Here is a 20,516-nt window from a genome sequence, read left to right on the forward strand (position 1 = left end):
AATAGACAATGAGAGTTTCAACCGATTGGTTGTCCGATTATATTTCGCTCGAAGGTGTAACCTCTGAGGATTTGGCGAGCCGTATTACTTCGGCTGGTATTGAAATCGATGTGATCGAGAAACGGAATCAAGGCATTAACAACGTGGTCGTAGGCTACGTTAAGAGCAAGGAGAAGCATCCTGACGCAGACAAGCTGAATGTATGTATCGTGGATGCGGGTCAGGAGGAAGATCTCCAGATCGTGTGCGGAGCAAAAAATGTGGATGCTGGCCAGAAGGTGCCGGTGGCGCTTGTTGGCGCGAAGCTGCCTGGCGGTATGGATATCAAGAAGGCCAAGCTGCGCGGCGTGCTCTCCCAAGGCATGATCTGCTCGGCGAAGGAACTGGGCATGAATGATAAACTGCTGCCTAAAGAGCTGCAGGAAGGGATTCTCGTCCTTCCGGCTGATACGGAAATCGGCAAACCAATTCTGGATGTGCTGGGTTTGAACGATGAAATTTTGGAGCTGGATCTGACGCCAAACCGCTCCGACTGCCTCAGCATGCTGGGAGCAGCTTACGAAGTGAGCGCCATTCTGGGGCGTGAGCTGAGTCTTCCGAACCCGGAGAAGGAGATTCTGGAGGTTCAAGATGCAGCAGCCGATCATATTTCGGTTACGATTGGTGCTGATGAGCAGTGCAGCCATTACGCGGCACGTTACATTACGGGAGTAAAGATCGGTCCTTCTCCGCTGTGGATGCAGAACCGGTTGATCGCAGCAGGCGTTCGCCCGATCAGTAACATCGTGGATATTACGAACTATGTGATGCTGGAATATGGCCAGCCGCTGCATGCTTTTGATGCGGATCAGCTGAAGGATGGCGCGGTTCACGTGCGTATGGCTGAAGCTGGCGAAACGATGGTGACACTGGACGGCACGGAGCGCCGCCTGGAGCCGCATATGCTGGTGATTACAGCAGGGGGCAAGCCGGTAGCCTTGGCTGGCGTTATGGGCGGCCTGGACTCCGAAGTAACGGACAGCACGGTGAATATTTTCCTGGAATCGGCGAAGTTCGATGGCGGTACCGTCCGCAAAACATCCCGTCAGCTGGGACTTCGTTCGGAGGCAAGCTCCCGCTTCGAGAAGGAAGTGGATCCCGCCGCAGTTATTCCTGCACTGAACCGTGCAGCGGCACTGATGGCGAAATATGCCGGCGGCGCTGTCCATCAGGGAATCGTCGAAGCAGGCAGTGCCCAAACCGAGCCTACCGTGATTACGTTGTCGCTGGAGAAGCTCAATCGTTATCTGGGTACGGAGCTGTCTCTGCTTGAAGTAAAAACGATCTTTGCCCGATTGCATTTCCCTTGCGGAGATGCGGGCCAAGGAATGGTGGATGTTCAAGTGCCGTCCCGCCGCGGCGATATCGTGTTTGACGTGGACCTTATTGAAGAGGTTGCCCGTCTGTATGGATACGACAATATTCCGACAACGGCGATTGAAGGTCCGACGACACCGGGTTCATTGACCATCGCTCAGGCCATCCGCCGCTCGCTTCGTCGTTTGCTGACGCATAGCGGATTCCAGGAGGTTCTGGGTTATTCCTTCATCCATCCGCAGCAAGCGGAAATGTTCACTTCCCTGTCGTCAGATGGCACGGCGGTTAAGCTGGCCATGCCGATGAGCGAGGACCGCAGCGTCCTTCGCACCAGCCTGCTTCCGCAGCTGCTGGATATCGCAGTATACAATCATAACCGTAAGCAGCCGGACCTGGCTCTGTTCGAGATAGGGAACCTGTTCCATACGCATGAGAAGACGTTGACGAAGCAGCCGCTGGAGCGTCCGGTTCTCGGTTTGCTGTTGTCGGGACGCAAAGGCAGCAAGCAATGGAATGTCCAGCCGGCCAAAGTGGATTTCTTCGATTTGAAGGGGGCACTCGAAACAGTGCTCGACTACCTTGGAATTCGCGCAGAAGACATCACCTACGAGGCCAACGGACCGGTTGGCTTCCATCCGGGACGTTCCGCATCCGTATATGCGGGTCAAGGCGAGAACAAGTGGCTTTTAGGTGTACTTGGACAAATTCATCCGAAGACGCAGCAGGAGCTGGATTTGGAAGATACCTATGCCGCTGAGATTCTGCTTGAGCCGCTGTATGATCTGACCAACGCCCGCGTCGTTTACCGCGATTTGCCTAGATTCCCGGGCATGGAACGCGATCTTGCCATCGTGGTGAATGAGGAGGTTGAAGCCGGCTCCCTGATTCAAGTGATCAAGGAGAATGCAGGTGAGCTTCTGCAGCAGATTCAGGTATTTGACGTCTTCACGGGCAGCAAGCTTGGAGAGGGCAAGAAGAGTGTTGCCATCTCCATGACGTACCGTCATCAGGAACGGACGCTGACCGATGAAGAGGTTGCCGGCGTCACGGAAAAAGCCGTTGCTGCCCTTCAGCAAACTTTTGGCGCAGAATTAAGAAAATAGCAGGAATTGTGAAAGCCCGCATCGAATCCATTACATCAGAGATTCGATGCGGGCTTTTTTGCTCTAAATTGAACTGGGATTTGCATCAGGACGCCCGCAGGGTACATAATTATAAGCACAAAACTGTGTTATCATATACCAAACTTCGGTCTGTTTTCTTGAGGTTCGTCTACAGATGTTATCTCATATATAATGAATGTAGAGAATAGACCATTTCAGACATCATAGAATCTACACATAATAGAAGGAGGGCACAATTTTGACTACATCGGACCGTAAAAGCGTTACCGTAGACATCTACGGAACTTCCTATAAACTCGTTGGCAATAGCAGTGATTATACCAGACAGGTAGCGAATTATGTAGATGACCGCATGCGTACCATATCCAAGGCGCACTCTCGATTGGATACCCCGCGCATTGCCGTCCTAGCTGCAGTACATATGGCTGAAGAAGCTTTGCAGAAGCTGGAGTTTCAGAATGAGGCCAAGCAGATGACGGCCGAGCGGAATGAACTGCGCACGGAGCTTGCCAAGGTGCAAGGACTTCAAATCGAGCAGCAGGAGAGACATCGTCAGCAGTTAGAGCAGCTGGAGCACAAGCTGGCGGAGCAGACAACGCTGGCTGAGGAATACAGGAAGTCCAAGGAGAATCTAACCGCGGAGTCAGAGCGTACGAAGGAATTGCTCCAGAAGGAATCCGACCGCGTGGCTGAACTGCTGAAGGAGAAGCAGCAGCTTGAAGCACGTCTTAAGGAGCAGCGCGAGAAGCTGGAGAGCGGCCATAAGCAGTCGATTGAAGATATGAAACGCCGCTATGAAGGACAAATTTCGCAGCTGACGCTCACTCATAAGCAGGCCATCGAGAAGCTGGAACAGAGTCTACGGAACTCTGCGAAGCAGGCCGAAGAGAAGCTGGTTGAGCAATTGAAGAAACAGGAGAGCACCTATAAACAAGAGGCGCTCCTGAAGGAGCAGCAGCACTCGAAGACCGTGCAGGATCTGGAGCAGAAGTATACGAAGACGGTGCAGGATCTGGAACAGAAGAATACGAAAACCGTGCAGGATATGGAACAAAAGCATACGAGGACCGTCCAGGAGCTGGAAAAGCAGCTTACCGAGCAGCGAACTCGCGGCGGGCAGCTCCAATCACGCTTGTCGACTGCGGAGAAGGAACTGGGTGCTGTAAAAGCGGAATCGGACAAGCTGAAGGAAACGCTCCAATCGTCCAGACAGCAAGCCGAAGCCTCTTCGCAGGAGCTGCGCTCCTTCCGTACGAAGGTGGAAGGGCTGACGAAGGAGCTCGAAGGCCTGAAGCAGGAATCCGCCAAGTCGGAGGAAGAGCGCCGTCGTCTGCAGAAACTTGTGGTGGATGCGAATCAGACCTCCCGCAAACAGCAGGAAGAGCTGCAGCGTTTAAGCAGCGAGCTCCAATCTTGGCGCACGCTGGCGGATCAGCGCAAAGAGGAAACCGGCGAGCTGGAGATGAGAATTGTCGAGCTTATGGAAGCAAACGAAAGCCTGGAAGAAGGAATGAAGGGACTTCAGGATGAGATCCAGGTCATGAAGGAAGAAGCTGACCGGAGCATGTCCGAACGCAGAAGTGCCCAAGAGGAATTGAAGGAACTGCAGCTTCGCCATGAAGAGCTGGAGAAGCTCACGAAGGAAGCGGGAATCCGAGAGGAAGAGACCAGCAAACTGTACGCCATGCTGGAAGAAGAGTACGATACGGTGTCGAATCAGCTGGATGAGCTTCGCAAGAAGGCGGCTGCCAGTGAAGAGCGCGCACGTGAACTCGCCGAGCAGCTGAGAGATTCAGAGGAACGTGCCGTTCAGTGGCAGGAGCAATACCAGCAATGGATGGCGGAACGGGAACAGCTTGCCGAGGGCAGCGAGAAGCTGGCAGCAGAGCGTGATGAGTGGAAGCGAACCAAGCTTGCTCTCGAAGAAGAGCTCCAGTCCTGGCAGCAGGAAATTGCATCCGCACGCCAAGCCTGTGAGCGCCTGGAAGGCGAAAAAAGTGAAGCAGCACAGCAGTATTCTGATTTAGGTGAACAGTATGAGCTGGTTATGCACCAATATCGTCTGCTCCAGGCGGAGCAGGAATTGAAGGCGGAGCAATCTGCGCAGCTTGAAGAAGAACACCGCAAGCTGAAGGAAGAGTATGCGAAGCTCCAAGTTGAATATAATGAGTGGATCGAGTTGATTGAGCAGGATCAGCGTTAGGCCATGGCGAAGATGTGAACCTGAAAAAACCTCCGGATTAGACAGAGGATACTCTGGCGATCCGGAGGTTTATTTTCGTGAGGAAGATCTACTTATTCTTCGACGATAAGTTTGGATATCATTTTGCTGTGACCCGCTCCGCACATAATGGAACACGAAACTTCGAATTCTCCCGCCTCATCCGGCGTAACAACAGTGGAGTTGTTTTTACGGTCCAGCTGCAGGCCAAGCGCAGGAATCATAACGCCGTGGTTGCCGTCTTCGTTCTCGTAAGTAATCTTGACGGGCACCCCTTTCTTGAGACGATATTCCTCTTGGTCGAATTGAAAATTGGTACCCTTAATCACGAGTTCAGCTTCCGGTGCTACGCCAGTATCCGAGATCCCTGAATCTCCCTGAGACTCTTTCTGGTCTCCGCCGCAGGCAGCCAATACAAAAAGGAGCATACATGAAACAAGTAAAGCTATGCCTTTTTTCACTATAATCTCTCCTGACTATGAAATAATTGTGAATATAATTTCCAATCTTTATGATAGCGCAGAAAAAGAGTGGATGCACATATGTGTTATGAAAAATTGGTGAACGTGAACGGTTTCAAACGATGATATGGATTTACTTTATAATATAGGGGAAGATGGAAATAAAGGAATTGAGGTTTTTACCCAAAATGAAAACCCCCTGCGCAGAGTAGCAACAAGGGGTTAATGTGGGGAATGCAGCCGCCGATCAGTTCGTTTAGGAAGAGGGCTCCAGAGGAATCCTCTAACAAAAGCGGGCGTTCTTCTATCTTATTCTTTGCGGTTTTTGCCTGCTTCAAAAGGGGTGGAAATCGGTATGAACAGATCGATGATCCCGATGACCAGTGCAGCAAGCAAGGCGCCCAGTACGGAGACGCTAACGCCTCCAACGATGAATTGGGCAAGGTAAATCACGAGTGCGCTCACTAGGAAGCCCACGATGCCACGTCCAAACGGCGTGACTTTTTTGCCGAAGATGCCCTCGATAGCCCAACCAATCAGGGCGATGACGAGTGCAAGCAATAGGGCGCTTCCGAATCCGCCGACGGAGAATTGAGGGACAATCCATCCGACAACCATAAGAACGAGCGCGGCAACGATAAATCGAACAACGTGCCCGAGAAATTGCATGGTACCTGCCTCCTTAGAATAAGACTGGAATGTTACGCAGAATTTATTTTGTTCAATAGGGCCGTCGGTTATGTGTGGAAGGATTTTGGATTCCTTGGCGATTTCGTATCACTTTCGATATAATATATGCATTGATTGAGAGGAGTTGTGAACTTCTTGAATGACAAGATTTTGCAAACTTTAGAATACCGAAAAATTTTAAATACATTAACACAATACACTCAAACCTCCATGGGAAGTGCGAGAGCTGAACAGTTAATGCCTGAAACCGACCTGGAGGCTGTAAAGGATCTGCTTGCGGCTACCGATCAGGCCTACACCGTAGACCGACTAAAGGGCAATCCGTCTTTCCGCGGGATTACCGATATCAACGACGCTTTGAAGCGGGCCAGAATCGGAGGGACGCTCAGTCCCCATGAATTGCTGGCTACGTCGAATACGATTCATGGATCTCGCCGAATCAAGCGGTTTATAGCGGCGATTCACGAGGACGAGAAGATTGAGATCCTCTATAATCTGAGTGATCTTATTTCGGAGCAGAAGCCCCTGGAAGATACCATTCGGCTGTGTATTGATGATGCTGCTGAGGTGCTGGACTCCGCAAGCGCGGAGCTTGCCCAGATCCGGCGGGAGCTGCGGGGCGGAGAAGTTCGCATTCGCGAGAAACTGGAGTCCATGATTCGATCGCAATCCGTGGCGAAGATGCTGCAGGACCAGTTAATTACGATACGCGGCGACCGTTTTGTCATTCCCGTTAAAGCGGAATATCGCTCGCATTTTGGCGGCATCGTGCACGACCAGTCCGGGTCAGGCGCGACGCTGTTTATTGAGCCGGAATCCATCGTAGCCATGAACAACAAGCTGCGTGAGACGCGAATGCGGGAAGAACGGGAGATCGAAGTGATTCTGCAGAAGCTGACTGCTCAGGTCGGCGAACAGGCTGAGCTGCTGTCCATTGACTTGGATCTGATCGGCCAGCTCGACTTTATTTTTGCCAAGGCTCGTTTAGCCCATGTCATGAAGGCTTCACTGCCAAGAATGAATGACAGAGGTTATATTAAGCTGCGTAAAGGCCGACATCCGCTGATTCCGGCGGATCAGGTTGTGCCGCTTGATGTGGAATTGGGCAATTCCTATACTTCCATCATCGTCACGGGCCCGAATACCGGTGGTAAGACGGTTACACTCAAGACGATCGGATTATTAAACCTGATGGCGATGTCCGGACTCTTTATTCCTGCTGAAGAAGGCAGCCAGATGTGCGTGTTTGATGCGATCTACGCGGATATTGGCGATGAGCAAAGCATTGAGCAGAGCCTCAGTACCTTCTCCAGCCATATGACGAACATCATCCGCATTTTAAGCAAGATGACGCCAAAGAGTCTCGTGCTGCTTGATGAGGTAGGAGCGGGGACGGACCCTGCGGAGGGTTCCGCTCTGGCGATTTCCATTCTGGAGCATATCCACCGCATGGGCTGCCGCATGATCGCGACGACGCACTATTCGGAATTGAAGGCTTATGCATACGAACGCAAAGGCGTGATCAACGCCAGCATGGAGTTCGATATCAATACCCTAAGCCCGACCTATCGGCTGCTGGTAGGCGTACCTGGACGCAGTAATGCGTTTGCCATTGCAGAACGTCTGGGATTGCCGGGATCCATTCTGGAATTTGCCCGGGGCGAAGTGAAGGAAGAAGATCAACGGGTGGAGCATATGATTGCATCGCTCGAGGAGAACCGTCACACCGCGGAAGTAGAGCGGGAGAAGGCAGAGCAGGTTCGGAAGGAAATGGAGGAATTGCGTCTTCGTCACCAGCACGAACTTCAGAAGCTGGAAGAGCAGAAGGACAAGCTGGTTGATAAAGCTCGTGCGGAAGCGAGACAGATCGTGGACAAGGCGCGGAGCGAGGCCGAAGAGATCATTTCCGATCTGCGCAAGATTGCCCAAGAAGAAGGCGCCTCCGTTAAGGAGCATAAGCTGATTGCAGCCAGAAAGCGTTTGGATGAAGCCGAACCGCAGCAGGGCAAGAAAACGGGCGGCCAGCGTTCAGCGAAGCAGCAGCGCAGCATCGAGCCCGGGGATGAGGTGCGGGTATACAGCCTGAATCAGAAGGGGCATGTCGTGGAGATGTCCGGCTCGAAGGAAGCGGTTGTTCAGCTCGGCATTATGAAGATGAAGGTGGCGCTGGATGATTTGGAGCTGCTGTCGAATCCGGCAGCCAACGCTAAACAAGCGCCGAAACAGCATGCGACCGTCTTGAAGCGGACTCGCGATACCAACATCCGGAATGAGCTGGATTTAAGGGGCGCGAATCTGGAAGAGGCGCTGATCGAGGTGGATCGGTTTATTGATGAGGCATTTCTGGGGAACCTGGGTCAGATTTACATCATTCATGGCAAAGGCACCGGGATCTTGCGAACCGGAATTCAGGATTATTTGCGTAAGCACAAACATGTGAAGAGTCATCGTTTAGGTAATTACGGCGAAGGCGGCAATGGCGTTACCATTGCCGAGTTGAAATAAGGAAAGTAAGAAATCAGGAACCGTTTTCTCCTTCAATCGTATAACATATCATCATAGGGTTCAGAACGACGGGATGCGAAAGGTGCCGCATCCCGTTTATATCAGGGAGGAAATAAGGTAATGACGGAAGCGATTGATCATTTGCTGACCCATCCACTTGGGGTGCTCGTCGGCTATTTCTCGGTTGCGATACTTGCACTTATTGTTTACTTGTATTGCTTTGAACTGGTTACCAAGTACAATTGCTGGGATGAAATACGCAAAGGAAATGTTGCCGCGGCCATGGCGACCGGCGGCAAGGTCTTTGGCATCTGTAACGTGATGCGGTATAGCATAACGGCTAATACGTCCATTTACGGCATGATTAAATGGTCGTTCTTCGGGTTTATACTGCTTTTATTGGCGTATTGGTTGCTTGAGTTCTTGACGCCTGTGTTTTCGGTAGACGAAGAGATTGGCAAGGATAATCGCGCAGTGGGCTTGATCGTACTTCTTATCACCGTATCTTTATCTTACATTATTGGAGCGAGCATCATTTAATGGCTTCGGGAGGAAAAGGACGATGAAATATTTACCGCGGATATTGTTTGCGGCTGCCTTGATTTTTTTTGTGGCGGGTATTGTATACTTGATGTCTCAATAAAAATAAAGTTAACAGGGCCATTTATGGCCGTTTGAATAAGGAAAGGGATGAATGATCGATGGAACCGACGGTTTGCCCATGGTGCCAAAGTGAGATTGTATGGGATGAAGAGATAGGTCCCGAAGATACTTGTCCTCACTGTGCGAACGAGCTTAAAGGCTACCGCACATTGAATATCGCATTGGAAGAAGAGGAAACACAGGAAGACCCGGAGGAATATGAAGAGGCTTACGAGGCTTCCGATGAGGAGGCGGGTGATCTTCATCGTATTTGGGGATCCGACCATGAATCGCTGTCCTCGCTTCGAACCGTGGATAAGTACGGGGAGGATCACGACCTATTTGCATTTGAGGAGACCGTAGAGGGAATTCTGGACCAGCAAGAGGAAGTTCCCGAGTGCTTGCATTGCAAGGAGTATATGCTTCATGCCGGAACGCAGCACGTGAGCGGGGAAGGCTTCCAGCCGGTTAACGCAGCCTTGATTCAAGGCCCTATACTGCAGCCGCCATATGACTTAAACGTATACGTGTGTCCCGGATGCTTCCATGTACAGTACAATCTGGCAGAGAATGATCGGCTTCGGATGATCAAGAGTTTTATCCATAAAAAGGAATAGAGTTTACGGAAAGGCGCAATATGCCGATCCACGGCTATCTTAAGGAAACTGCTTGCGGCGGTTTCCTTTTTTTTGTTCATGAAGTGGGGATTAGAAGGGTAAAATACCTTGGACTTCAAGTGTGAGGGCAAGGGAGGAACTGTATATGAAGTTGACAAAGGACCCCCAGGCTATGCTTCTGTTATCGGTTCATGGGTTGTTTATACTATCGAGTGCATTGTCGGGTACATTCCTCAACGTATACTTATGGAAAAGCCGCCAGGATTATACGATGCTCGGTTGGTTCACGATTGCTCAGCAGGTCGCACTCGGCTTGACGTTCTGGGCCGCCGGCAAATGGGTGAAGGAGCATAACAAAATGAATGCGCTTCGCCTGGGAATTGCGGTGTCCGGCCTGTTTTATCTATGCGTTCTGTGGGCAGGGCGGGACGCCGTCCATTATATTTGGCCTCTGGGCTTGCTGTTCGGCGTGTCATTAGGATTATTCTGGTTAGCCTTTAATGTGGTTTATTTCGAGGTTTCGAGCGCGGAGAATCGGGACTGGTTTAATGGCTGGATCGGACTCCTGGGCTCCATCACGGGGATTATCGGTCCGTGGCTGGCGGGTTGGATCATCACGATGATGCATGGGGATCGGGGCTACCGGTTTATTTTTACCGTATCGATGGTCATCTTCGCAGCGACGGTGGTGCTGAGCTTTTTTCTGCGAAAACGGCCGGTCCAGAGCGACTACCATTGGCTGGAGGGGGTGAGCCGGCTCAAGGAGGGCGGCGTTTGGAAATACGCCGTATTCGGATTGGCCGTTCAGGGAATCAGGGAAGGTGTGTTTTCCTTTCTCATTACGCTCCTTGTTTTTGTGGCGACGGACCAGGAATCGAAGCTGGGGCAATACGCATTGATTACTTCGGCGGTTTCGCTGGTCAGCTACTGGGCCTGCGGTAAGTGGTTCAAGCCCAAATTCCGTAAAACCGGCATGCTGGTAGGTTCGATATTGATGCTGTTGGTCATTTTGCCGCTGCTGTTTGCCGTCAACTATACTACGCTGTTGGTGCTGGGAATCGGGACGTCGCTGTTTATTCCGCTGTACATGATGCCGGCTATATCGGCCAGCTTTGATCTTATGGGAGTGAATGAGGAAAATGTGGAGAAGCGGGTGGAACTGGTCGTGCTGCGGGAACTCAGTCTAACCATAGGCCGAATTACGGGTTTGCTTGTGTTTATTCTTGTCCTGTCATTTAGACAGGACACGTTAACGGTGACGCTGCTGCTGCTGTTTCTGGGGGCGTCCCCTATCGGATCATGGCTGTTTATACGAAAGCTGTTTCCTTCCAAAGGACAAGTCACCTAAGTCCGATTGCATCCAGATGAGCGTGTAGGATAACACAGGTCAACCACGGTATGTTTAAAACATTCGGCTGCGTCGCGACGCAAATCGTATACACGCAAAGAAGGTATCTCCAAGGGCGTAGGGCCTGTAGGGGATACCTTCAATTATTTAGGTGTGGTTCAGGTCGATTGGCCGTGTCAGGGAGAACCATTTCAGTTCTTCGGGCTCATGTCCTGCAATCGTCTTGCCCAGCAGATCCGCAGCGATCATGCTGTAAACGGTCCCGTTTCCGCCATACACCTCGATAAAGTAGCTGTGCGGATATTGCGGGTGTCTGCCGATCAGCGGGATGCCGTCTTTGGTTGTGGCAAACACGCCGGCCCAACTGCAGGCGATATTCAGATCCGTCATATGGGGGAACAGCTGATGAATTTCATTTAGCAGTCTCCGGCCTCTTGGTTCAGCGTATTCCTCTGGTTTGCCTGAAGGAGGAAGGGGCTCATCCAGCCCTCCGGCTATGATTCGCTGATCCGGCGTTGTCCGGAAATAGAGATAAGGGCGATTTGTTTCCCATATGAATGCCCGCTCATACCATGAAGACAGATCGGATACAGGCTCCGTCAGGATGGCATAGGTGTTGAGCAGCTCCGCTTGATAATCAGGCTTCCATTCTTGGGTGCTATACCCAGTGGCCCAGATCACGTTTCTGGCCAGAACGCTTCCTTGATCGGTTAAAACGGTGACATCGCTATCGGTATACCGTGTTTCCTTCACTTCGCTATTTTCATAAATTCGCAGCCCATGCTCGCTGGCATCTTGGAGAAGATTATGACCGAAACGGTAGGGATCGACTTCGGCATCGCCGCGGGTATAGATGGCCGCTTCTTTTGAGAACGGGAAGTTAGCCTTCACCTGCTCACGGCTCCAGTACTCTACATCGAAGCCCTTGCGTTTGAGCAGGTCATACTCATGCCGAAGCATGCCGACATCTTGGGGGTTACTGGCATAGTAGAGGCTGCTTCGCGGGATCAGGCCGGAATCCCTGGACAGATGATTTGCGATTTCGGTGAGCCGTCGTACAGCGTTTCTGCACATCATGTAGAAGGAGGAGCCCCGTTGTTCACCAAATTGTTGGATCAGATCAGATAGGGGGCAGTCGCTAGAGAATTGCAGCAGCCCCGAATTGGCGGATGTGCTGCCTTCGCATACGCGTTTTTTGTCCAGCAGGATCGTGTCCACGCCTTGCTTGCTCAGCACATAGGCCATCAGCGCGCCGCTAATACCGCCGCCGACAATTAGCACATCACAGCTGAGCTGTTCTGATAGACCGGGGTATTTTTTTACAGGTTCACTGTTTAAATATTTCCAGGGCGTTGTTCCGCCGGTCAGTAACATGGTCCCTCACCCCCTCATTGTCACATCGTTATTAGTTTGGACGTTCCTTTCGTATTTAATGACATCTCACGACATAGATTTTTATATAGGTGGCATACTAGCTCCTGTGCAACTTAAATGGAAAGGGGAACAAACACAAAGATGACGCCTAATCAGCAATTACAGCCTCTAACCTCAAAAGAACTGGACTATATTGCGGATTGCATCTCCAACGAGACCATGCTGGCCAAGCATTGCGCCGCGACGGCAGCAGCCAGTCAGAATCCTGCTATCCAGCAGACGCTGCTGGGATTCGTAAAACGCCATGAACAGCATCTGGACATGTTGGTGAATTCTCTGCAGAGTCACAGCAATATTGCGCCGACGCAGCCTCAATAAGAGGAGATTTATAGACTTTCGAAGTTAAATTGTTAAGGAGGAACGACTTATGGTAACCCCTAATGGATCTTCATACCTGCCCGAAGAGGACATGCTTAGCCCTATTCTGGGAGAACTGAAACGGTCTGTTCGAGAGTATACAACAGCCACGACGGAGGCCTCTTGCCCTGACGTGCGTCAAATGTTTACGGATTTGACTGCAGATACACTGAAGCTGCAAGGTGAGTTTTTTAATATGATGAAGCAGCAGAACATGTATACCGCGCCTCGGCACGCATTGAAATACGACGTGGACAAGCAGTATAAGCAAGCGCAGCAGTCCCTGCAAAAAACTCAGGAAACCATTCATCAAAAAACTTCCAGCATGGGCGCGTTCGTCCATCATCCGAATGTCGCGCCGCATGCCACCAATGTCGCGCCTACTTCTAATAATGTAACCCAATGATCCCATGGTTAACTCAAACGATACGCCGATGACACCCGCAGCCGTTGCTGCAGGCATGCATCGGTATTTTTTTTTGCACATCCCGTGTAAGTTATTGTAATATAAGTATTAATCTCTGTTCCGAAATATCATGCATGAAGAACGGTTATTCGGAATAAGTGCTGGAGGATACGTATATGGAAGAGCTTAGCGAATTGAAACTGAAGGTGCTTGACCTGCTGAAAGAAGACGCGAGAAGATCGCCGGCTCTACTCTCTACTCTACTCGGTGTAGATGAGGAAGAAGTAAAGACCTCCATTGCGGAGCTTGAACGAGATCACGTCATTGTCAAGTATGCGACCGTTGTCAACTGGGGCAAGGTGGAAGACGAAAAGGTTACGGCGCTGATCGAGGTTCAAATTACACCTGAGCGCGGAAGAGGCTTTGAAGGAATTGCGGAACGGATTTATTTATTCCCGCAGGTGAAGTCGGTCTATCTTATGTCTGGCGCCTACGACTTGCTGGTTGAAGTGGAAGGTGGAAACTTGCGTGAGGTGGCCAACTTTGTTTCGGAGAAACTGTCACCTATCGATTCTGTATTATCGACCAAAACGAATTTTATTTTAAAAAAATATAAACAAGACGGGATTATTTTTGAAGAACGTCAAGAAGACAATCGTCTCCTGATCTCGCCGTAAAGGAAGCGTGTGCTATGATTGTGAACGAACAGCAGCTTGCAGAAAATAACAGGAAATCGATGAGCTCCTATTTGGCGCCTAGGGTCAGGGACATTCAACCCTCCGGAATCCGGAAATTTTTTGATCTCGTCAGTGGAAATAAGGATATCATCACACTTGGTGTCGGTGAGCCTGATTTCGTAACGCCGTGGCATGTACGAGAAGCCTGCGTGTATTCATTGGAGCGCGGGTTTACAGGATATACGTCCAATGCCGGTATGCCGGAACTGCGGGAGGCGATCGCGGAATATTTGAACGACAGTTTCCACGTGACCTATAATCCTGCCAATGAAATGATCGTAACCGTAGGCGGCAGTGAAGCGATTGATCTGGCTCTGCGTGCCTTGATTGTTCCCGGAGATGAAATTCTGATTCCCGAGCCGTGTTACATTTCTTACTCGCCGATTGCTTCAATCGGTGGTGGGGTGCCCATTGGTATTGAAACGACGGCAGAGCATCATTTCAAACTGACGGCCGAGGCGCTCGAAGCGCAAATCACCCCTAAATCGAAGATTCTGATCCTGTGCTACCCAAGCAATCCGACAGGAGCCATCATGACCTATGAGGATTGGCTGCCCATTGCAGAAGTGGTAGAAAAACACGATCTGATTGTGATCTCCGATGAAATCTATGCTGAGCTCACATATGAAGGCAAGCACGTCAGCTTTGCCTCGATGCCAGGCATGATGGACCGCACCATACTGGTGAGCGGCTTCTCGAAGGCGTTTGCTATGACCGGTTGGCGTATGGGGTATGTGTGCGCTCATGCCGATCTGATCGGCGCCATGCTGAAAATACACCAGTATACAGTCATGTGTGCACCCGCAATGGGGCAAGTCGCAGCACTTGAAGCATTGCGTAACGGCATGGGGGAAAAGGATCGAATGGTTGAATCCTACAACCAGCGGCGCAGACTCGTGGTTCAAGGGCTGCGGGAGATCGGTTTGGATTGCCACGAACCGCAGGGAGCGTTCTACGCATTCCCGAGCATCAAGCGAACGGGACTCGGCTCGGACGAATTTGCCCAGCGCTTGCTGACCGAGGCGAAGGTGGCCGCCGTACCGGGCACCGCATTCGGTCTTGGCGGGGAAGGATTCATCCGCTGCTCTTATGCTACATCCATTGCCCAACTGAATGAGGCTTTGGAGAGAATGGGCAATTTTGTGGAAAAAATAAAGTAGGCAAGGAAATCGTTGAACTTTTTCCTTGAATTAACAAAAAAATCACTTTCCATTGGCAAAATATATGTTATAATTTTATTTTGGGGGCAGAATTTTACTTTCCAAGGAGGGATCACCAGTGTTTTGTGATTATGAATTGTCAAACTACCGTGGTGACTATACGGCCGAAGACAATAATCACGGTAAATGGTCAATTAAATCAGCCAAATCCACTCCTCAGGAAATTACCCTGGAAGATGAAATTCACATGCTTCGCCGGAAGATGGAACAAATTTTTTTGGAAGAGCAGTCCTTCACGTCGGAGATTGTCATCGAGATCAGCAGTTTGCTGGATTTGAAGATCAACGAGTATATGAAGGCCCATCCCAAAAAGAAACTATAAAATACGACATGATTGAATAATACAAGGCTGCTCCTGAGGCTAGATGCCTCACGGATCAGCCTTGTTTGCGTTTAAAATAATCCTCTGGTGCAAAAACTCGCCCGGAATCATGATCGGCATGGGGCTTATTCTGCCGTAGAGGGACCGTTATTGGAAATTATGCTATAGTTGAGCATAATAAGAAATATGGTGTGTTCGTTCAATATGGATCGGACTTTGAAATGGAGGAAGATGTGATGAAGGTATATACGAGAACGGGAGATGCGGGGGAAACTTCAATTATTGGCGGTCGTGTGCCCAAGGATGATCCGCGCATCGAGGCGTATGGCACGATCGATGAATTGAACAGCTTTGTCGGTCAAGCCGTATTTTTGGCCAAGGAAGCCGACTTTGAGGAGCTGCATCTTCAGCTCGTTCGAATCCAGCATGAACTGTTCGATTGCGGCTCGGATCTGGCCTATGCGAGACCTCGTGAGGATAAACTTAAGGTAAGCGCCGATCTTGTGGATAATCTGGAGGTATGGCTGGATGCATTCGAGGAGAAAAACCCTCCGCTTGAGCGTTTTATCCTGCCAGGTGGAAGCGCGTTGTCCTCCATGCTTCATGTATGTCGGACCGTATGCCGCCGCGCCGAGCGGTTGACCGTATCGCTGCAGCGAACCACGGAAATCAATCTGGAGGTTCGCCGCTATCTGAACCGATTGTCCGACTATTTCTTTGTGACTGCGCGGGCAGCCAATGTGCACGCCGGGATTCCGGATGTCGAATATGAGCGAAGTGGAAAGGTGTTTCGGTAATTCATGAATTTGTATTATCCGCCAATCAGCTATGTCGTGTCACCGCAAGAAGACGGCATGCAGCTTAAGACCATTTTACAAAAACGAATGGGGGTATCCCGTAAGCTGCTCTCGCGCCTCAAGTTGACCGAGCAGGGCATCATGCTGAACGGGACCCGTGTATACATTAGCGTTAAAGTGCATGCGGGAGATCTGATCGAAATCCGGATGGAGCAGGAACGGTCAGACGATATGCTGCCCCAGCCGATGAAACTTCATATTCTGTACGAGGATGAGCATCTGCTTGTTCTGAACAAGCCGGCAGGGATCATCGTGCATCCGACGCACGGTCATTATACGGACACACTGGCGAACGGCGTTGTTTACTATTGGCGGGAGAAGGGCTGGAATTACCGGTTCAGAGCGGTTCACAGGCTGGATCAGGAAACCTCCGGCGTGCTGGTGGTGGCGAAGAATCCGTATATTCACCAGCATGTTTCCGAACAAATGATAGCCGGCACGGTTGACAAGAGGTATGTAGCATTTGTTCATGGCAAGCCTGCTATGCCGTCAGGCGATATTGACGGTCCGATTGATCGGGATCCGTTAGAGCCCCACCGTCGCATCGTAACTCCGGATGGATATCCTTCATTGACACGGTATCAGGTATGCGAAACCTATCCTTCCGCATCCTTGGTTGAGTTGAAGCTGGAAACGGGCCGGACCCATCAAATTCGGGTGCATATGCTTAGCATCGGCTGTCCATTGATTGGAGATCAGATGTATAGGCACCCGGTTTACAGCGATCGGGAGTTGCCATCAGATGGGACGGAAGCTGCTTCCTATGAGAACGAGGGACCGGCAGAGCCGGAAGCCGCATCCATCATGAGGCTGGACCGCTGCATGGGCAGGCAGGCGCTGCATGCAGCAAGCCTGACGCTGATGCACCCGATTGAGGGGACCCCGATGGTATTCACCGCTCCGCTCCCTGAGGATATGAACTCTCTGAGAAACGTGCTTGCGGAAGAGGCGACCTAATTTTCAAAACAACATAAGAAGGAGAACGTATCGAATGAGCAAACTGAAAGTATATCAATACCCGAAATGCGGGACATGCCGTAACGCGGTGAAATGGCTGCAAAACGAAGGACATGAACTGGAACTTCAAAATATTTTTGAACAACCGCCGAAGAAGGAAGAATTAGCCGACCTTATCGCCAAGAGCGGCCTGGAGCTCAAGAAATTTTTTAATACGAGCGGCGAGGTCTACAAGGAAATGAACCTGAAAGATAAGCTGCCTGGGCTCTCCGACGAGGAGAAAATCGAACTGTTGTCGTCCAACGGAAGATTGATTAAGCGTCCGATCGTGACGGACGGCAGTAAAGTGACCGTCGGCTTCAAGGCTGAACAATATCAGGATTCATGGCAAAAGTAGAATGGCTGTTTTTAGCCGGAGGCAAAGACAGGCCCAATAAAGGCGGGTTAAAAGAGCTGATGGAACCCGATTGTTGAAGGGCAACGATCCGGCATTGACGCATTCTCCTGCTGGTAAAGGTAGAGCATCCCAAGGTCCTTTGGCCACCGGGATGTTCTTTTGTGTTAAGAGATAAGAAAGTATAAACATCCGAGGCTTAGCATCCTTATCTCGCAAGAAAAACTTCCGCTAAATGCGGTCTGTCTACTGAGAAAGTACGTCGATAGACGTTTTTCTTATGAACAGCCAATGATAGGAAATTCAAAGAAATGCCTTGTGACTAGCCCAAGTCTATATAGGGATATGGTATAATGACAAGGTATATTTAAGGTTATATCAGAGAAGTTAAAGTTAGGAGCGATCATGACTGTGATACCCAATCAACAACCATCCTTAATGCTTGTAGACGGGATGGCTTTATTATTTCGTGCTTACTATGCGACCGCGTCAAGCGGCTATATCCGTCGAACCAAAGCGGGTATGCCGACCAACGCGATTTACGGCTTCCTGCGGTATATGTGGGATGCTATCGATAAATTTCAGCCTACCCATGTGGCGTGCTGCTGGGATATGGGCTCAAAAACATTTCGTACAGAGCAATTTGCCTCGTATAAAGGCAATCGTCCGGAAGCGCCGGATGATCTGGTTCCGCAGTTTTCGTTGGTGCGTGATGTGACGGAATGTCTGGGAATTCCGAATCTGGGCGTCGTGGGCTATGAGGCTGATGATTGCATCGGTACGCTGGCCAGACGGTATGGGGATAGCATGAATGTCATGATCCTGTCGGGTGACCACGATCTGCTTCAGCTCGTGAACGATTCGACTTCCGTCATTATTATGAAAAAGGGACACGGCAATTATATGCATTATACTCCGGAAACGTTGTATGCCGAAAAAGGACTTTCCCCAAGACAGGTGATCGATGTGAAAGGCCTGATGGGAGATACGAGCGATAATTATCCGGGCGTACGCGGGATTGGTGAGAAAACGGCGGTCAAGCTGATTCAGGAGTATGAATCCGTGGAAGGAATTCTTGCGAATCTTGATTCGCTGACCAAAGGGGTCCGCACCAAGATCGAGGCGGATCTGGAAATGCTGCATCTGTCCCGGGCTTTGGCCGAAATCCATTGCGAGGTTCCAATGGAGTGCGAATTGGATCTATGCCGCCTGAGCGTGGATCACGAACGGGCATTAACCAAACTGGAGGAGCTCGAGATGAAGAGCCTCGGCCATCTTTTTGGGGTGGCGGTGGTTTCCTAGTCATGTGGAGACCGTTTAATTTCGGAAGAACGTCAATCTTGACCGGGTTGCTGCTTGGGGCCATGCTGCTTCTAATATCCGCATGTGCCTCCAACCAGACTCCTTCAACCGATACCACTAAGCAGCCCTCAGGGGCTGAGAAGAAGGTGGAAGTGATTGTTTCGGCAGCAGCAAGCCTAAAATCCAGCCTGGAAGAGACCGGACGACGATTTGAAGCAGAGTTTCCGAATGTTACGCTGCGTTATAATTTCGGCGGTTCGGGCTCTCTTGGACAACAGCTCGAGCAAGGGGCGCCTGTAGATTTGTTTGTATCCGCGGCAACGGAGCCGATGGATCGACTGGTCGAGAAGGGGATCGTACAATCCGATGCGGTTCAGTTCATGTTTCGGAATGCGTTGGTGCTGATTGAGCCTGTTGGCAAACAGAACGTGAAGCAGTTATCGGATCTGCTCAAACCTGAAGTACGCGTTCTGGCTATCGGGCAGCCGGATACGGTACCGGCCGGGGAGTATGCGAAGGATGCTCTTCAGAATGAAGGCCTTTGGGATGATGTCGAATCCAAGGCGGTGTATGCCAAGGACGTGACGCAAGTTCTCGCTTATGTGGAGTCGGGGAATGCGGATGCCGGTTTTGTGTATAAAACCGATCTGAAGAGTTCGACCAAGGCAAAACTTGCGCTTGAGGTCGACCCGGACAAGCACCAACCGATTGAATATCCTGCAGCGGTTCCCGGTAATGCCAAGCATCCGCAGGAGGCTGAGGCGCTCCTTGAATTTATGCGGAAGCCCGAGATCAGGGATATCTTCACGGAGGCTGGATTTGAGGTAGCGGAGGCGTCGCCGTGACCACGACCGAAATGTTCTGGATGCCGGTATGGCTGTCGATAAAAACATCACTGCTGTCCAGCATCATTGCCTTTATACTGGGATCAGCGGCGGCACGCTGGATGTCCCGGCGCGCGTTTGTCGGCAAAACGGCCGTCGAAACGCTGCTGATGCTTCCGCTTGTGCTTCCGCCTACGGTGGTAGGCTTTCTTTTGCTTGTAATGCTGGGCAGAAACAGCTGGATCGGCGCAGCCGTCGAATGGCTGTTTGCCAAGCCCGTCATATTTAGCTGGGGTGCTGCTGTCATAGCGGCTATTGTGGTTTCATTTCCGCTTGTATATCAGAGCATGCGGGTGGGCTTCGAATCCGTGGATCCGGAGCTTGAGGATTCGGCGCGATCGGCCGGAGCCGGTGAATGGCAGGTGCTTCGCTGGATTACGCTGCCGCTGGTCCGCAGGGCAGGCGTATCGGCGTTCATTCTGGCTTTTGCCAGAGGCTTGGGCGAGTTTGGGGCAACCTGGATGGTTGCAGGCAATATACCGGGCGTCACGCAAACGCTGCCCACGGCGATTTACGTTGCGGTTAGCAATGGCGAAAGCGGGCTGGCATGGGCGTGGACGGCGGTCATTATTTTGTTCTCATGGCTGTTACTCGCCGCGTCAGGAACGGGCAGAAGCAGAGAAAGCGGCAGGCAGACTTGACGGGAGCACAATGTTTACATATGCTTCGAATAGAGCTTGTT

The 20,516-nt window shown here is 50.9% G+C and carries 20 protein-coding genes; 17 read left to right on the forward strand and 3 right to left on the reverse strand.

Going from position 1 to position 20,516, the window contains the following annotated elements:
* Positions 1–8 precede the first annotated feature (8 nt).
* Together pheT and PLA01S_RS24950 are read left to right on the forward strand one after the other, a co-directional pair.
* Positions 9–2,459 carry a phenylalanine--tRNA ligase subunit beta gene (gene pheT / locus PLA01S_RS24945; RefSeq protein ID WP_127594492.1) on the forward strand — a complete coding sequence of 817 codons (2,451 nt, stop codon included), beginning with the start codon at positions 9–11 and terminating at the stop codon, positions 2,457–2,459.
* Between the two features lie 259 nt (positions 2,460–2,718).
* The gene (locus PLA01S_RS24950; RefSeq protein ID WP_127594493.1) at positions 2,719–4,683 is read left to right on the forward strand and encodes a hypothetical protein; all 1,965 of its coding nucleotides are present in this window, start codon (positions 2,719–2,721) and stop codon (positions 4,681–4,683) included.
* Between the two features lie 92 nt (positions 4,684–4,775).
* Here the strand turns inward: PLA01S_RS24950 and PLA01S_RS24955 are convergent, their stop codons facing one another.
* Both PLA01S_RS24955 and PLA01S_RS24960 read right to left on the reverse strand, forming a co-directional pair.
* The gene (locus PLA01S_RS24955; protein ID WP_100538962.1) at positions 4,776–5,162 is read right to left on the reverse strand and encodes a cupredoxin domain-containing protein; all 387 of its coding nucleotides are present in this window, start codon (positions 5,160–5,162) and stop codon (positions 4,776–4,778) included.
* 309 nt (positions 5,163–5,471) lie between these two features.
* Positions 5,472–5,831, reverse strand: a complete 360-nt coding sequence (locus tag PLA01S_RS24960) for a phage holin family protein (RefSeq protein WP_100538961.1) — start codon at positions 5,829–5,831, stop codon at positions 5,472–5,474.
* A 156-nt stretch (positions 5,832–5,987) separates the two neighbouring features.
* On the opposite strand from PLA01S_RS24960, the gene PLA01S_RS24965 reads away from it, so the two are divergent.
* The 4 genes from PLA01S_RS24965 (at position 5,988) to PLA01S_RS24980 (ending at position 10,964) form a co-directional block, all read left to right on the forward strand.
* Positions 5,988–8,357: an endonuclease MutS2 gene (locus PLA01S_RS24965; RefSeq protein WP_127594494.1), complete on the forward strand. Its 2,370-nt coding sequence runs from the start codon at positions 5,988–5,990 to the stop codon at positions 8,355–8,357.
* A gap of 120 nt (positions 8,358–8,477) precedes the next feature.
* Positions 8,478–8,897 (forward strand): DUF350 domain-containing protein, encoded by a 420-nt coding sequence (locus PLA01S_RS24970; RefSeq protein ID WP_100538959.1) that lies wholly within the window; start codon positions 8,478–8,480, stop codon positions 8,895–8,897.
* 161 nt (positions 8,898–9,058) lie between these two features.
* Positions 9,059–9,616, forward strand: coding sequence for a hypothetical protein (locus PLA01S_RS24975; protein WP_127594495.1), 558 nt, complete (start codon positions 9,059–9,061; stop codon positions 9,614–9,616).
* Positions 9,617–9,737: 121 nt separating this feature from the next.
* Complete coding sequence (locus PLA01S_RS24980; protein WP_371860457.1) at positions 9,738–10,964, forward strand: MFS transporter; 1,227 nt, start codon at positions 9,738–9,740, stop codon at positions 10,962–10,964.
* A gap of 147 nt (positions 10,965–11,111) precedes the next feature.
* Here PLA01S_RS24980 and PLA01S_RS24985 read toward each other — a convergent pair whose 3' ends face one another.
* On the reverse strand, positions 11,112–12,338 hold the full coding sequence (locus PLA01S_RS24985) for an NAD(P)/FAD-dependent oxidoreductase (protein WP_127594497.1): 1,227 nt from the start codon (positions 12,336–12,338) through the stop codon (positions 11,112–11,114).
* A 141-nt stretch (positions 12,339–12,479) separates the two neighbouring features.
* Here PLA01S_RS24985 and PLA01S_RS24990 point away from each other — a divergent pair, with 141 nt between their 5' ends.
* The 11 genes from PLA01S_RS24990 (at position 12,480) to modB (ending at position 20,475) form a co-directional block, all read left to right on the forward strand.
* Positions 12,480–12,716 (forward strand): hypothetical protein, encoded by a 237-nt coding sequence (locus PLA01S_RS24990; protein WP_127594498.1) that lies wholly within the window; start codon positions 12,480–12,482, stop codon positions 12,714–12,716.
* A 49-nt stretch (positions 12,717–12,765) separates the two neighbouring features.
* Complete coding sequence (locus PLA01S_RS24995) at positions 12,766–13,161, forward strand: spore coat protein (RefSeq protein WP_127594499.1); 396 nt, start codon at positions 12,766–12,768, stop codon at positions 13,159–13,161.
* Positions 13,162–13,337: 176 nt separating this feature from the next.
* Positions 13,338–13,838 (forward strand): Lrp/AsnC family transcriptional regulator, encoded by a 501-nt coding sequence (locus PLA01S_RS25000; protein ID WP_071222693.1) that lies wholly within the window; start codon positions 13,338–13,340, stop codon positions 13,836–13,838.
* A gap of 14 nt (positions 13,839–13,852) precedes the next feature.
* On the forward strand, positions 13,853–15,058 hold the full coding sequence (locus tag PLA01S_RS25005) for an aminotransferase class I/II-fold pyridoxal phosphate-dependent enzyme (RefSeq protein WP_127594500.1): 1,206 nt from the start codon (positions 13,853–13,855) through the stop codon (positions 15,056–15,058).
* A gap of 118 nt (positions 15,059–15,176) precedes the next feature.
* Positions 15,177–15,440 carry an aspartyl-phosphate phosphatase Spo0E family protein gene (locus PLA01S_RS25010; protein WP_009590300.1) on the forward strand — a complete coding sequence of 88 codons (264 nt, stop codon included), beginning with the start codon at positions 15,177–15,179 and terminating at the stop codon, positions 15,438–15,440.
* Positions 15,441–15,676: 236 nt separating this feature from the next.
* Positions 15,677–16,237 carry a cob(I)yrinic acid a,c-diamide adenosyltransferase gene (locus PLA01S_RS25015; protein ID WP_127594501.1) on the forward strand — a complete coding sequence of 187 codons (561 nt, stop codon included), beginning with the start codon at positions 15,677–15,679 and terminating at the stop codon, positions 16,235–16,237.
* Between the two features lie 3 nt (positions 16,238–16,240).
* Positions 16,241–17,254 (forward strand): RluA family pseudouridine synthase, encoded by a 1,014-nt coding sequence (locus PLA01S_RS25020; protein ID WP_127594502.1) that lies wholly within the window; start codon positions 16,241–16,243, stop codon positions 17,252–17,254.
* Positions 17,255–17,288: 34 nt separating this feature from the next.
* Entirely contained in the window at positions 17,289–17,651 is a 363-nt protein-coding gene (locus PLA01S_RS25025) for an arsenate reductase family protein (RefSeq protein WP_127594503.1), read from the forward strand.
* A 402-nt stretch (positions 17,652–18,053) separates the two neighbouring features.
* The gene (locus PLA01S_RS25030; RefSeq protein ID WP_174819249.1) at positions 18,054–18,950 is read left to right on the forward strand and encodes a 5'-3' exonuclease; all 897 of its coding nucleotides are present in this window, start codon (positions 18,054–18,056) and stop codon (positions 18,948–18,950) included.
* 2 nt (positions 18,951–18,952) lie between these two features.
* Positions 18,953–19,795: a molybdate ABC transporter substrate-binding protein gene (gene modA, locus PLA01S_RS25035; RefSeq protein ID WP_127594504.1), complete on the forward strand. Its 843-nt coding sequence runs from the start codon at positions 18,953–18,955 to the stop codon at positions 19,793–19,795.
* Positions 19,792–20,475: a molybdate ABC transporter permease subunit gene (modB, locus tag PLA01S_RS25040; RefSeq protein WP_246059815.1), complete on the forward strand. Its 684-nt coding sequence runs from the start codon at positions 19,792–19,794 to the stop codon at positions 20,473–20,475. Before modA ends, modB begins: the two co-directional genes overlap by 4 nt.
* Positions 20,476–20,516: the final 41 nt, after the last annotated feature.

This window comes from Paenibacillus lautus NBRC 15380 (assembly GCF_004000945.1).
Lineage (GTDB): Bacteria > Bacillota > Bacilli > Paenibacillales > Paenibacillaceae > Paenibacillus_AQ > Paenibacillus_AQ lautus.

Bases quoted from the DNA above. Each gene is read 5' to 3' on its own strand.
- PLA01S_RS25025 (WP_127594503.1), top strand. From the start codon at position 17,289: ATGAGCAAACTGAAAGTATATCAATACCCGAAATGCGGGACATGCCGT.
- PLA01S_RS24975 (WP_127594495.1), top strand. From the start codon at position 9,059: ATGGAACCGACGGTTTGCCCATGGTGCCAAAGTGAGATTGTATGGGAT.
- PLA01S_RS25000 (WP_071222693.1), top strand. From the start codon at position 13,338: ATGGAAGAGCTTAGCGAATTGAAACTGAAGGTGCTTGACCTGCTGAAA.
- PLA01S_RS25015 (WP_127594501.1), top strand. From the start codon at position 15,677: ATGAAGGTATATACGAGAACGGGAGATGCGGGGGAAACTTCAATTATT.
- PLA01S_RS24970 (WP_100538959.1), top strand. From the start codon at position 8,478: ATGACGGAAGCGATTGATCATTTGCTGACCCATCCACTTGGGGTGCTC.
- pheT (WP_127594492.1), top strand. From the start codon at position 9: ATGAGAGTTTCAACCGATTGGTTGTCCGATTATATTTCGCTCGAAGGT.
- PLA01S_RS25020 (WP_127594502.1), top strand. From the start codon at position 16,241: ATGAATTTGTATTATCCGCCAATCAGCTATGTCGTGTCACCGCAAGAA.
- PLA01S_RS24990 (WP_127594498.1), top strand. From the start codon at position 12,480: ATGACGCCTAATCAGCAATTACAGCCTCTAACCTCAAAAGAACTGGAC.
- PLA01S_RS24995 (WP_127594499.1), top strand. From the start codon at position 12,766: ATGGTAACCCCTAATGGATCTTCATACCTGCCCGAAGAGGACATGCTT.
- modA (WP_127594504.1), top strand. From the start codon at position 18,953: ATGTGGAGACCGTTTAATTTCGGAAGAACGTCAATCTTGACCGGGTTG.
- PLA01S_RS24985 (WP_127594497.1), bottom strand. From the start codon at position 12,338: ATGTTACTGACCGGCGGAACAACGCCCTGGAAATATTTAAACAGTGAA.
- PLA01S_RS25005 (WP_127594500.1), top strand. From the start codon at position 13,853: ATGATTGTGAACGAACAGCAGCTTGCAGAAAATAACAGGAAATCGATG.
- PLA01S_RS24960 (WP_100538961.1), bottom strand. From the start codon at position 5,831: ATGCAATTTCTCGGGCACGTTGTTCGATTTATCGTTGCCGCGCTCGTT.
- PLA01S_RS25030 (WP_174819249.1), top strand. From the start codon at position 18,054: ATGACTGTGATACCCAATCAACAACCATCCTTAATGCTTGTAGACGGG.